Genomic DNA, 12,109 nt, shown 5'->3' with positions numbered 1-12,109 from the left:
GTCCTGGCCGTTTTCGGCCAGGACGCGCGAATGGCGGTTACTCGCCCTCTTTGGGGAGTTGAGCGCGCAGCGCCGCCACACCTTCGCTGAAGCGCGACATTTCAACCTTCACGATCAGCGGTTCACCATCGGCATCCATGCGGTAGCCAAAGAGCACCGACTCCGCGCCGCTCAGAGTTTCCAGCTCGGCCTCATCAAGGCCGGTGGCGGCTTCGCAGACGCCGCCAAGGCAGCGCTGCCAGATCATCTCGCGTTGCGGCAGGTCTTCTTTATCCGCGATGCGGTAAACCGCGCCGCCGGGCAGATAGACCCCCTGGGGCACCTGGGCAAAAAGCAAAGCGCCGTCCTTGACCGGAAGTGCCACCAGACGCACCACCAGCTCGCCGCTGTCTTTCAGCGTCAGCTCCTGGGTCAGACGGCAGACCGAGCGCTTCACGCTCAGCGCTTCGCAGTTCACCAGCCAGGAGCCGAAAGCGGTGTAATTCGCCAGATCCTGCACGGGGGCCGCAGCCTCAGGGGCAGCGGTCTGCGCAACGGCCACTGGCGCGAAGGCCAGAGTGGCGGTCAGAGCAACGGCGGAGAGAGAGGCAAAAGAAAAGGTCATCAGGGATTCCTCGGGTCTTGAAAGGGCCGGAACAGGTCAGAAATTCACCGAAAGCCCCAGCAGCGCGATGGCCTGGCCGGACTCGGTGAAACCGGTGGTGGGCCTGAGCGGCACCCCCACCAGCGCATGCAGGCCGTAGCGGCCGTCGAAGGTGAAATTCGCGCCAATCCCGGCCGAGAACAGCCGGTCGGCCGCCGTGGTGCGCGAGCCGATGCTGGCAGAGGTGCGCAGCACCGCCGCATCGGCAAACACATAGGGCTGAATGGCGAGGCGGTCGTTCATCACCCGCCAGGGATCAAGCTGCACCACCTGCAGCCGCAGCGCGACGGCCTCGGGTGCGGCGCGCACATCAGAGGGATAGCCGCGCAGAATCTCAGTGCCGCCGACGCCGAACTGACGCGCGACCGGCAGCTGCAGCTTGCTGGCCATCTGACCATCAAGCGAGGCCGTCAGCGCATAGCCCTGAGAGAGACGCCGGTTGGCAAAGCCCGAGACCTGCAGCACACCGTAGCCGCCATCGGTCAGCGCCCCGCCGGCACTTTTCGCAGACCCCATGCGCAGACGCGCCGTGCCGCCAAACTCCGTCAGCGGAATGCTGCGCCGATAGCTGACCTCAGCGGTCATCTCATTGAGCTTGGTGTCAACGAACTGAATGCCCGCGATTTCCGACTGCGTGCGGTCATGGGTCAGACCAAAAGAGGCATAGATTGAGCGGTCATGCGCCATGCGCAGGGGAAAACGATAGCCCAGGGAGAACCCCTGGGAATCCGATACCACCCGCGCGGCCGAAAAACTGCCGCCGATCACCTGCGAATTTGAGGCATGAAGCCCCACGACCAGACGCCCGCCCGACACCCCGACCGGCCGGTCATAGCTGACCGCCCCTGACCAGGCACCGCTGGTGCGCGTCAGGTTGATCCCCAGCCGGTCGCGCCAGCCGGTCAGACTGGCCCATTGCGCCGTGGCGTGCAGGCGCTGCTGCCCGGTCTCCTCCCGGCCGTGGTTATCGGCTGCAAGGGCAAAGCGCAGGTTTTTCGGCTCATTGCCCGTGATGGTCACCCGGGTGCCCGCCATCCGCTCACCAGGGGCGAAATCGAGCGCGGGGGCCAGATCATGGCTTTGCGCCAGCACGCGCAGTTCCCGCTCCAGCCGGGTGAAATCGGGCTTTTCCCCCTCACGCAGGCTCAGCGCGCGGCGGAAGAACTCGGGACGGGTCGAGCCATTGCCTTTCACCTCGACCTGCTCAATGGCGGCTTCGACGAGATCAACGCGCAAAACACCGCCCAGAATATCCTGGGCGGGCAGAACGGCCTCTGCCGTCGGGACCCCCGCGGCCTCATAAAGCGCCTGAAGGCGCTGCATCATCTGCTGAAGGTCGTCAAAGGTGATGGGCCGGCCGATATACTGCGAGGTCACCGCCGATATTTCACCCGCGCTCAGATAGACGGAGGAGGGCGTGTCAATGCGTGTCAGCGCAAAGCCGGGCCCCGCCGCCTGGGCGGGGAGCGGCAGCATAAGGGCAAGCGCGAGGGCGGCTTTGCGGATCATCCCTGATCTCCTCTGGCGGCAGCAGTGATCCCGGTCAGCGAGATCTGAAGTTCAGCCGGGGGCTCTCCGGCAGCGGGGCGATACAGCAGCGACAGGGTCCTGCCCCGCCGCAAAGCGCGCCATTCTTTCGCATCCAGCGCGCGGCTGGCCTCGCAGAGCGCATCACGGCAGCGCAGGTAATCGAGGCGATGCTCGGCCCCGCCGTCGAGGGTGTAAAAGGCGCCCGAGGCCAGATGCACCCCGGCGGGCAACAGGGCCTGCAGCACAGCCTCTTCGCCGTTGAGTTGAATGCGCAGGAGCGCAAGGGGCCGGGAGGTCTGCGGGCTCAGGAGGGTCTGCGACAGCACGCAAGCCCCCTCCGCCCCGCAGTCGCGCTGCCAGAGCGAGGTCGGCTCCGCCCATGCAGGAAGCCCGGACAGAAGCCCGGCCATGCCCGCAAGGGCGACGGAAAGCTGACTGATAAAGATCCTCACACCCAACGAACCCTTAGAAATTATCTATCGTTTCTAATGGGTTTGAAGGTCGCAGCGCTATTCCCTCAATCGGGGGAACCAATCTTAGGTTGCGTGAAGACCTTGGCAGACACCCTCTATAAAATATGCATATAGTATGCAGCTTTAGCGGGAGGCAGGCGGACTCCGGCAACTGACAGCCGATCCGCGCTGCGGGCAATTTATTGACCAATTGGCAAAGAAAGATCTGCAGCGCACCCCGATCTGCCGGGCCGGGCGTGCGTTTTTGCAACCCATGGTTCCACACCCCGAACCGCAAAGGCAAAGCCCCTGCTGACGCTTTGCCGGCAGGGGCTTTTGTCACTCAGGCGTTAAGTTCAGCCGCTCAGGCCGTGCCGCGTCCGGCAAGGGAACGCACCACGGTGATGATGTCATCCGGGTTCACCGGCTTGATCAGCATCGGCACCTCCGGGAAGTCAGCAGGCAGATGCGCGCGCCCGTAGCCAGAGACAAAGCAGAAGGGCCTTGCCCGATCGCGCAGCGCCGCCGCGACCCGGTCAACCGGCTCTCCCATCAGATTGGCGTCCAGCAGCGCAAGGTCGAAATCGCCCTGAGCGACAGCGGCAAGCGCATCCGTCACCGTCCGGGCCTCGCGCACCACGCGCGCGCCTGCGTCCTCCAGACTGGAGCGGATATCCATGGCGACCAGCGGCTCATCTTCCACCACGAGGATCCGGCAACCGCTCAGCGGCTCTCCCGGCGTGGGTTCGGCCTGAACTTCAGCCGGTGCGCTTTGCACGGCTCCGGGCTGCAGATCAAACCCGTGGTCGATGCGGATGCGCCAGATCGCCCCTTCGCTGCGCCAGTCCACGGTGGCGCGGCTGTCGCCCACGCCGGTGGCAATCAGCGTCGAGCCAAAACCCTGACGCTCCGGCGGGGTGACGGGGGGGCCGCCATATTCGCGCCAGGTCAGCACCAGATCCGCAGCCTCAGGCTTCCAGCTGATCTCAACCCGCCCGCCTGGCACGGAGAGCGCACCATATTTGGCGGCATTGGTGCCCAGTTCATGCAGAACAAGCGCCAGACGCAGAGTGTTTTCCGGCGAGAGGCTCACCGGCGGGCCCAGGCGGTCCAGGTTTTCAGCATTCAGGGTGCCGGCCGCGATCTGATCATCAATCAGCTGATCAAGCGAGGCGCTGGACCAGGTAACATCCGAGAGGATCGAATGCGCCCGCGCCAGTGCGTGCAGACGGCCTGAGAATTTCCGGTTAAATTCCTTCAGATCGACAGAACTGCGCAGGGTCTGGCGCATGATCGCCTGAACATTGGCGAGGGTGTTTTTGATCCGGTGGTTCAATTCTCCGACCAGCAGAGAGCGCACCTCTTCGGCGCGGTGCCGTTCGGTGACATCAAGGATCTGCAGCGTCAGCGACGGGCGGCCAAGGGCCGGATCGACCAGAACCGAGCCGAAGATATCGCAGTAAATCTCGCCCTGGGGGCCGGAGGATTTCATATGGGCGGTATGGCGCGCCAGATCATCGCTGGCCGCCGTCCAGCCTGCCAGCATCTCAAGCGTCGCCTCATCAAAAGCGCCGGTCGCGCCCAGGGGGCGGCCCAGAGCCGCCGCCTCGCTGACGCCGAAAAGCCGCGCCGCGCTGTCATACCAGTGACGCACCACCAGATCGGCGTCACAGACCACCAGCGCGAGCGGCGAGTTATTGGCATGGGCATGAAGCGAGGCAATCGCCAGATCGCGGTCACGCGCAATCGAGCGCAGCTCATCGCGCTGACGCTCAAGCGTCTTGGCCTGACGGGCCAGGCTGTAGAACACCTCGGCCTTTGAGGTAAGGATCACCGGATCGATGGGCTTGAAAATATAATCGACCCCGCCCGCCTCATAGCCGCGGAACCGCCGCGCCTCGCTGGCGTTCTCAGCCGTGACGAAGATGATCGGGATATCGCGCGTCCGCTCAGCACCGCGCATCAGCTCAGCCAGTTCATAGCCGTTGATTTCGGGCATCTGCACGTCAACGAAGGCCAGTTGATAGTCGGTCAGCAGCATCATCTCCAGCGCTTCGGCGGCGGAATGTGCCATATGCACCTCCAGACCGTCACGCCGCAGCAGAGCTTCCAGCGCCACCATATTTTCGCGCACGTCATCAACGAGCAGGAAGCGGATCACACTGTCAGCCATCGCGGGACTCCGTGGTTGCTGTTCTGCGCCAGATACGCTCGTTCTCGCAAAAAGCCGTGAAGGCTTTGCCGTGGGAGGAAAATCGAAGAGTTTCATGCGCACCAAGTCCAAGAAAGCCACCTCTGACCAGAGAGTCGGCAAAAAGGCCGACTGCACGGTGCTGGAGTGCCTCGTCAAAATAGATCAAAACATTGCGGCACGACACCAGGTGCACCTCAGAAAAGACCTGATCGGTGGCAAGGTCATGTTCTGAAAAGACGGTGGTCTGCCGCAGCCTGCGGTGAAAAGCCGCCCCACCGTAAGCGGCCGTGAAGTAATCTGACAGCGAGGCCTTGCCGCCCGCCGCCTGATAATTGGCCGAAAATCCCGCGAGCCGCGAGATGTCGTAAATCCCCTGCGCGGCCTTGGCCAGGGCGCGGCGGTTGATCTCGGTGGCGTAGAAGATCGTCCGGCCCAAAAGCCCCTCCTCCTCGAAGAGGATCGCCAGCGAATAAAGCTCTTCGCCATTGGCGCAGCCCGGGATCCAGACCTTGAGCGAGGGAAAGGTTTTCAGATGCGGCACCACCTCTTCACGCAGCCGCCGGTAATAGGCCGGATCGCGGAAGAGATCGCTGACCTGCACCGTCAGCGCGTCGATCACCTGATGCAAAGCTGACGGATCATGCAAAAGCCGCGCCTGCAGGTCCGAGATTGTCGCACAGCTCAGCGCCTCACGCGCCACTTCAATGCGGCGCGTGAGCGAGGCCCGGGAATAGGACCGGAAATCATAATGATACCTTTGGTGAAGCGCCTCCAGGAAGAGGCGCGTCTCAAGTTCTGGAAGGCTTTCTGCCTTAAGCCGCTCCGTCATCGCGACATCCACACCCGCGTCAGCGACAGAAGTTTGTCCACATCAAGCGGCTTGGCCAGATAGTCATTCGCCCCTGCCGCCAGACATTGTGCCTGATCGTCCGCCATGGCCTTGGCAGTCAGCATGATGATCGGCAGATTGCGCCAGCGCTCAAGGCGGCGGATCTCACGGGTGGCGGTCAGCCCGTCCATCTCGGGCATCATCACATCCATCAGCACCAGATCGACCGGATCCTCTGCGCCATCCGTCACCCGCGCGAGGAAATCCAGGGCCTCACGGCCGTTGCGGGCGATCTTAGTTTTCACGCCATGAGGCTCAAGCACGCCATTCAGGGCGTAGATATTGCGGATGTCATCTTCAACAATCAGGATGCGGCGACCTTCGAGCTGTGCATCGCGGTTCAGCGAAGCGACCAGCATCTCGCGCTGGCGCGCCGGCAGATCCGACACCACCTGATGCAGGAAGAGCGTTACCTCATCGATCAGCCTTTCGGGGGATTTGGCGCCTTTGATGATGATCGAGCGCGAATAGCGGCGCAGGCGCTGCTCCTCCTGATCGGTGAGGGCGCGGGCGGTATAGACGATGACCGGCGGGAAAGAGGCGGTCTCATCCGTGCTCAACTGCTCCAGCAGATCAAAGCCCGAGCCATCCGGCAGGGTCATATCCAGTACGATGCAGTCAAATGTCTCCCGCCGGCAGGCCGCAAGTGCGGCAGCCGAAGTTGAGACGCCCTTCACCTCAACCTCTGACGAGCCGAGGAGCGCTTTCAGCCCGCTGAGCTGATGGGGATCATCCTCCACAATCAGCAGCTTACGCATGCTTTGCGTCTCGTGATCGGTGATGCTTTCCAGCGCTTTGATCAGCGCATCACGTGCCACCGGCTTCATCAGGTAGCTGACAGCGCCTTGGGCGAGCGCCTCTCGGGTGCGGTCCTCGGCAGAGACGATATGGACCGGGATGTGGCGCGTTTCGGCATCGCGTTTCAAACGGTCAAGAACGGTCATGCCGCTGTGATCGGGCAGACCCATATCGAGCAGAATGCCATGCGGCACATAAAGCTGCGCCGCGCGGATGGCATCATCAGCGGTCTCCACCACGACTGCGCCGAAGCCTAGCTCCCGCGCCAGATCCAGCAAAAGCCGCGAGAAATTGATGTCATCTTCAACGATCAAAAGACGGCGGGGCCGCTCGGACAGGGTGTCGCGGTCATCGCTGATACCCTGGACCACCCCAACGGGGCGATCAAGTGAAACCTCCGGCATCGGGGCCGCAGGGGCCGGGGTGTGCAGCGGGCGGGGCGCGGCCTCCGGGGCAGCCGCGGGCTGCGCCGGGACCTCAGTGCCGTCCAGGCTGAGCGGCAGATGCAGGCGGAAGGTGCTGCCCTGGCCCGGCGCACTTTCCAGCGTGATGCTGCCGCCCAGACGCGTAGCCAGATCGCGCGAGATCGACAGCCCCAGCCCCGTTCCGCCAAAGCGGCGAGAGATCGAGCCGTCGGCCTGGCGGAAGGCGTCAAAAACCGCCGCGTGATGTTCTGCCGCGATGCCGATGCCGGTGTCGCGCACCCAGAAGGTCAGCCCCGACCCGGGGTTTTCCGTCACCCCCAGGGTGACGCCGCCTTTTTGGGTGAACTTCAAAGCATTGGCGATGAAGTTGCGCAAAATCTGCTCAAGCCGTGCCCCATCGGTCGAGATACGCGGCAGGGTCTCGGGCGCCTCGATCTTAAAGGCCAGCCCACGCTCAGAGGCCTGGGGGGTGAAAATCCGGCTCAGGCGGCGCAGCACATCGCCGGCCGCAACCGGGGCGGGGGTGATCTCAACCTTACCGGCCTCAATGCGGGCGATGTCGAGGATGTCATTGATCAGCGTCAGCAGATCTTTACCCGAGCTTTCAATGGTTTCGGCCCACTGGCATTGCTCTTCGGTCAGATTGCCTTTGCGGTTTTCACTCAGCAGCCGCGCCATGATCAGCAGCGCATTCAGCGGCGTGCGCAGCTCATGGGACATATTGGCGACGAATTCCGACTTATAGCGGCTTTCGCGGGCCAACTCTTCGGCCTGATCTGCGAGCTGTTTGCGCGACAGGGCGATGGCATCACGCTGCTCTTCCATCTGCGCGGTCTGCTGCTCAAGAAGGGCGTTCTGCTCTTCGAGTTCGGCCTGCTGCTCGCGCAGGCGGCCTTCACTGATCTGTAGGGCGCGGGTCTGCTCCTCCAGTTCGGCATTGGTGGCGGCCATCTCTTCGCCATGGGCGCGCAATTCCTCTGCCTGACGGCGGGTTTCTTCAAGAAGCTCGTTCAGTTCATCGCGGTAAGCTGCGGAGCGCAACTCAAGCCCCAGCTTCTCGCCCGCCTGTTGCAGCAGGCTCAGCACACGCTCATCCGGTTCGCGGTCGAAACCAAATTCGGCGACGCCGTTAATATGCCCCCCCTCACTCAGCGGCACGATTACCGAATGGGCCGCAGCGCCCTGAAGAAGACCCGAGCCCCAGTTGAGCGCGGCATCGCCAGGAGCGGAGAGCTGCACCACGCGGTTCTCGTCAATGGCGCGGCGCAGGTGGCCGGGAACACCGTGGCGGGCATCCGCCGCCGCACCACCCCAGCTGCCGATCGGTGCCAGCTGCTGCGCGGTCAGTTCCCACAACACGGCAGCGCGGGCCGATGTCTCATCCCCGATCACCTCAAGCCCGCGATGTGCCAGCTCATCCCGGCCCAGATTGCCCTCAAGCGCCTGGGACAGACGCACTTTTGCACGCTGCTCCCAATCGAGGCCGGACAGGATGATGCGGTTGCGGATCATCAGGGTGCCTGCCCCGGCAAGGATCGCCAGGATAAAGGCGGCGAGGCTGCGGTTCAGCACCGCAAGCGAGGCGTCGACCCCTTCCGGCCCGAAGTAAGCGCCTGCGGCCAGCAGAACAGCCGCGACCACGGCAAGTGTCCCCGGCAGCCAGATCTGCCGCGAGGCATAGCTGAGCACCATGGCAAGAAAATAGGCCAGCCAAAGGCTGCGTCCGAGCGGGGCAAACAGATCCAGCGCAAATGTCGCCGCTGTAATGGCGACGGTCGCAAGGGTGATCCCGGCATCAAATGCACGGGTTTGAGTTTTCATCATCCGTATGGTTGCCCGCTCTGGTAGATTTCAACGCCAAGTGGCTGAAAAATTATAAAACGCCTCAGGCGCAGTGAGGTTCCGTTTAAAGTGTGTCGCGCCCCGGAACATCCGCAAGATAGCACGCGGCGCGTGTGTAAACCGTTAAAATCGGGCTGCCGCAAGGGGTCAGACCGTGACTTGACGGATCGTCCCGCATGAGCCTGGCCCCCGGCCTTAAGGGGCAGGCTCAGCGCGGCAGGCCCCCAAGCTGGCGGATCTGGCGCCAGGACCGCCTGAGTACCGTCAAGGCGGTCCCGGCCAGCAAAATCCAAAGCGCCCAAAGCAAAACCGGCAGATCAGATCCCGCCAGCAGCACCAGGGCCTGCGCCACCGCCGCCAGAGTGATCAGCGCCATACGCTGCGGCTTGGCGAAGGGGCCCGAGAAGTCGTTGCCTGCGCCATTCGCCCGACCGAGTTCGCGGATATAGGCGGTCAGAACCGCCAGCGCTCCGGTCAGATAGCCCAGATCGGGGCGGCCGACCGCCCATCCCAGCCCGGCAAAAATCAGCAGATCTGAGATGCGGTCCGGGGCTTCATTCCAAAACGGGCCGTCCGGCCCGCCCTTGCCCCCTTCAACCGCCACCAGCCCGTCGAAAAGATTGCACAAAAGCCGCATCTGACAGGCCAGGGCCGCCAGGATCAGCCCGGCCCAGTGACCGCCCGCACAGGCAAAGGCCAGACCCGCCATCGCAGCCGCCGCCATCGAGAGCATGGAAATGGCATTGGGCGTCAGATTGCGGCGGACGAGAAAGCCGGTGATCCGGCGGGCAGAGGCGGTGTTCCGGCTTGCAATGGGGCGGCGGTCTGCGGGATCACTCATCAAAAACTCCCAAGCAAAAGATGCAGATAGATCGGCGCCGAGAAAACAAGGCTGTCGAGCCGGTCCAGAAACCCGCCGTGGCCCCGGATCAGATGGCCCCAGTCTTTCACGCCGCGGTCCCGCTTGATCGCCGAAAGGATCAAGCCGCCGAAAACCCCCATGACACAAACCGCAAAGGCCGTAAGACCCGCCATCAGGGCCGTGAAGGGCGTGATCGGCGTGAGGATCACCCCGATGAGGGTCGCACTGAGCACACCGCCCACCAGTCCCTCAACCGTCTTCGAGGGCGAGACTTTCGGCGCGAGCAGCGTTTTGCCAAGCGCTTTGCCCCAGACGTATTGCAGCACATCAGATGCCTGAACGACCAGGATCAGCCAGGTGATCAGCGTGATGGCCGAAAAGCTGTAATCCGGGATTTTCAGCGACAAAAGCGCGGGAATGTGGCTGACGAAATAGACGCAGATCATCAGCCCCCACTGAGTCTCAGAGACCCGGTTGAGAAAGCCTGAGACCTCGCCCTTCAGCACCGTGATCACCGGCAGCGCAATAAAGGCATAAAGCGGGATCATCAGAAGCGCCATCAGCGCCCAGTCCATATAGACCGCCAGATATTGCAGCGGCAGGATGAGCCAGAAGGCCAGAACCAGCGCCGAGTGATCGGCCCGCCGCGTATGGGTTACGGTGGCAAATTCGCGCAGAGCCGCGAAAGAGCAGAAGGCGAAGAACAGCGTGATGACGCCGCGCCCCAGCCAGAAAATCGTGCCGAAGACAAAGATCATCACCCACCAGGACCGGATCCGCGCGCGCAGATTGTCCCAGGAGGCCGGCTCAATTTTCGACTTCAGCCGGATCGCCGCGATCTCAGCCACCCCAAGCAGCGCAAAAAGCGCATAGCAGACGAGGGCCGTGGGGGTCAGGAAGGGGTCAAGGCTCATACCGGGCTCCTCCGGCAGGCCAGAATGGCAGCGTGAAGCCTGGCCAGAAACTCAGGGCGCTCCTCTCGGGGTTCGGGGCGCAAAGGCGGGCCATAGCGTAGTTCACAGTTCAGCGGCACCGGCACATAGCCCCCCTTTGGCAAAATGCGGTCCATATGCGAGATCCAGACCGGAACCACCTCAGCATCGGGCACTTCCTGAAGCAGAAGATAGATCCCCGAGCGCAGACGCATCAGATCGGTCCCGGTGAGATTGCGGGTGCCTTCGGGAAAGAAAATCAGGTCTTCTCCGGCCTTCAGGGGCGCTGCAAGCTGGCGGATGACTTCCCCGTTGTCGCCCCCCGGCTCACGTTTGCCGCCCCGCTCAACCAGAACGCCGCGAAAAACGCGGTGAATCAGCCAGCGGCGAAACCCCGAGGCCTCCCAGTAATCCGCCCCCGCGACGGGGCGCGTGCGGCTGCGCAGACTGCGCGGCAGAGCCGTCCAGAGCGCCACAAAATCGGCGTGACTGACGTGGTTGGCCGCGTAAATCCTTGGCCTGCCGTTGTGTTCAGGGAAATCAGCACTGCGCAGGCTCAAGAGCGCCCGACAGCTGAAGACAGTGGCAAGCCGGGCCGCCTGCGCAAGAAATTGGTCACTCATGATATCTCCTTCACCCTGCCCCCGCTTGTGCCTTACCTTGGCACGCAGGTCAGCCCGGAAATTTGCTCTGCGCCCCAAAAGAGAGCGGCAAACCCCGGCGCGGAAGCCGAGACATCTGCAGACGCGCGGGCCAGGCGTTCTGCCTGAGGGCCGGGTGAAGTGGGCAGCAGCTCATCCGCCAGGCCCCGAGCGCAGGGTCTGCCGGAAAGAGGGACATGCCCCCCCTCAGAGGCCCCGGGGGCCGGTTTTGAGCTTTACCGGGGTGCGGTCAGACGCCCGATCAGTCCCGCCGCAGCCGAAGACCATTTGCGGCCTTCCAAATCCAGAACCGCGCGTTGCGAGAGCCGCCGCAGCATCTGACGATCTGAACTGAGCTGCGCGAGCCCCTCAAGGCAGGCAGAGACCGCCGCCTCAAGAGGAAGAAGAAGGCCGTTCTGCCCATGACGGACAACCTCAGCCACCGCACCGACATCGGTCGCAAGGACCACCACCCCCTGACGCATCGCCTCAAGGATGGTCAGCGGCAGGCCTTCATATCCTGAGAGCAGCACCAGAACATCGGCCTGCGCATAGGCCGCGGCCAGGGCCTCCGGCGTGGTCAGCGGCGGCTCAAGAAGCGGCGCCAGCACCTCGGGCAAAGCCCGTCCCCCCCTGCGGCGAGAGAACCGCCTTCCCGATCACACGCCACTCAAGGTTCAGACCGGCGCTGCGCTCTACGACCTGCGCCAGCCGGTCCAGCCCTTTTTGCGGATCCAGCCGGCCGAGAAACAGGACCCTCAACGGGGCTTTATCGTCGCGTGATGCACGTGCGCGCAGACAGTCTTTGAGGGTCTGCGGCGCAATTCTGAAGCCAGGCGCATTGGGCACCGGCAGGATTTTCTCTTCCGGCACCCCCATGGCAAGCTGGCCGCTATCGCAT

The 12,109-nt window shown here is 63.4% G+C and carries 10 protein-coding genes and 1 pseudogene; all 11 read right to left on the bottom strand.

Translation table 11 applies throughout. From position 1 onward, the window contains the following. Window positions 1-37: 37 nt before the first annotated feature. A complete protein-coding gene (locus EP867_RS12045) occupies window positions 38-604 on the bottom strand; it encodes an invasion associated locus B family protein (protein WP_128489537.1) in 567 nt (188 codons plus the stop codon). 36 nt (window positions 605-640) lie between these two features. Beyond that, the gene (locus tag EP867_RS12040; protein ID WP_128489535.1) at window positions 641-2,152 is read right to left on the bottom strand and encodes a ShlB/FhaC/HecB family hemolysin secretion/activation protein; all 1,512 of its coding nucleotides are present in this window, start codon (window positions 2,150-2,152) and stop codon (window positions 641-643) included. Continuing rightward, window positions 2,149-2,625, bottom strand: coding sequence for an invasion associated locus B family protein (locus tag EP867_RS12035; protein ID WP_128489533.1), 477 nt, complete (start codon window positions 2,623-2,625; stop codon window positions 2,149-2,151). Before EP867_RS12035 ends, EP867_RS12040 begins: the two co-directional genes overlap by 4 nt. Before the next feature lie 364 nt (window positions 2,626-2,989). After that, window positions 2,990-4,798, bottom strand: a complete 1,809-nt coding sequence (locus EP867_RS12030; protein WP_128489531.1) for a response regulator — start codon at window positions 4,796-4,798, stop codon at window positions 2,990-2,992. Beyond that, window positions 4,791-5,648 carry a CheR family methyltransferase gene (locus EP867_RS12025; RefSeq protein WP_128489529.1) on the bottom strand — a complete coding sequence of 286 codons (858 nt, stop codon included), beginning with the start codon at window positions 5,646-5,648 and terminating at the stop codon, window positions 4,791-4,793. The genes EP867_RS12030 and EP867_RS12025 overlap by 8 nt, the downstream gene beginning before the upstream one ends. Next, window positions 5,645-8,755: a response regulator gene (locus tag EP867_RS12020; RefSeq protein ID WP_164888849.1), complete on the bottom strand. Its 3,111-nt coding sequence runs from the start codon at window positions 8,753-8,755 to the stop codon at window positions 5,645-5,647. The genes EP867_RS12025 and EP867_RS12020 overlap by 4 nt, the downstream gene beginning before the upstream one ends. Window positions 8,756-8,981: 226 nt before the next feature. Then, on the bottom strand, window positions 8,982-9,614 hold the full coding sequence (locus EP867_RS12015) for a CDP-alcohol phosphatidyltransferase family protein (protein WP_128489527.1): 633 nt from the start codon (window positions 9,612-9,614) through the stop codon (window positions 8,982-8,984). Further along, complete coding sequence (locus tag EP867_RS12010; protein WP_128489525.1) at window positions 9,614-10,549, bottom strand: phosphatidate cytidylyltransferase; 936 nt, start codon at window positions 10,547-10,549, stop codon at window positions 9,614-9,616. The genes EP867_RS12015 and EP867_RS12010 overlap by 1 nt, the downstream gene beginning before the upstream one ends. Continuing rightward, window positions 10,546-11,190 carry a lysophospholipid acyltransferase family protein gene (locus EP867_RS12005; RefSeq protein ID WP_128489523.1) on the bottom strand — a complete coding sequence of 215 codons (645 nt, stop codon included), beginning with the start codon at window positions 11,188-11,190 and terminating at the stop codon, window positions 10,546-10,548. Before EP867_RS12005 ends, EP867_RS12010 begins: the two co-directional genes overlap by 4 nt. A gap of 254 nt (window positions 11,191-11,444) precedes the next feature. Beyond that, on the bottom strand, window positions 11,445-11,819 hold the full coding sequence (locus tag EP867_RS12000; RefSeq protein WP_277749364.1) for a glycosyltransferase: 375 nt from the start codon (window positions 11,817-11,819) through the stop codon (window positions 11,445-11,447). Then, a pseudogene (locus EP867_RS19830) lies at window positions 11,800-12,109 on the bottom strand (glycosyltransferase family 4 protein); the annotation flags it as partial. The gene EP867_RS12000 and the pseudogene EP867_RS19830, both read right to left, overlap by 20 nt.

The sequence above is a fragment of the Falsigemmobacter intermedius genome (genome assembly GCF_004054105.1).
In the GTDB taxonomy this organism is placed as follows: Bacteria; Pseudomonadota; Alphaproteobacteria; order Rhodobacterales; family Rhodobacteraceae; genus Wagnerdoeblera; species Wagnerdoeblera intermedia.
Note: the sequence above shows the minus strand (reverse complement) of the source record. Positions and strands in the feature narration are given on the sequence as shown.

Excerpts from the sequence above, each read along its gene's own strand:
- EP867_RS12020 (WP_164888849.1), bottom strand. The coding sequence starts at position 8,755 with ATGATGAAAACTCAAACCCGTGCATTTGATGCCGGGATCACCCTTGCG.
- EP867_RS12040 (WP_128489535.1), bottom strand. The coding sequence starts at position 2,152 with ATGATCCGCAAAGCCGCCCTCGCGCTTGCCCTTATGCTGCCGCTCCCC.
- EP867_RS12005 (WP_128489523.1), bottom strand. The coding sequence starts at position 11,190 with ATGAGTGACCAATTTCTTGCGCAGGCGGCCCGGCTTGCCACTGTCTTC.
- EP867_RS12015 (WP_128489527.1), bottom strand. The coding sequence starts at position 9,614 with ATGAGTGATCCCGCAGACCGCCGCCCCATTGCAAGCCGGAACACCGCC.
- EP867_RS12025 (WP_128489529.1), bottom strand. The coding sequence starts at position 5,648 with ATGACGGAGCGGCTTAAGGCAGAAAGCCTTCCAGAACTTGAGACGCGC.
- EP867_RS12045 (WP_128489537.1), bottom strand. The coding sequence starts at position 604 with ATGACCTTTTCTTTTGCCTCTCTCTCCGCCGTTGCTCTGACCGCCACT.
- EP867_RS12010 (WP_128489525.1), bottom strand. The coding sequence starts at position 10,549 with ATGAGCCTTGACCCCTTCCTGACCCCCACGGCCCTCGTCTGCTATGCG.
- EP867_RS12030 (WP_128489531.1), bottom strand. The coding sequence starts at position 4,798 with ATGGCTGACAGTGTGATCCGCTTCCTGCTCGTTGATGACGTGCGCGAA.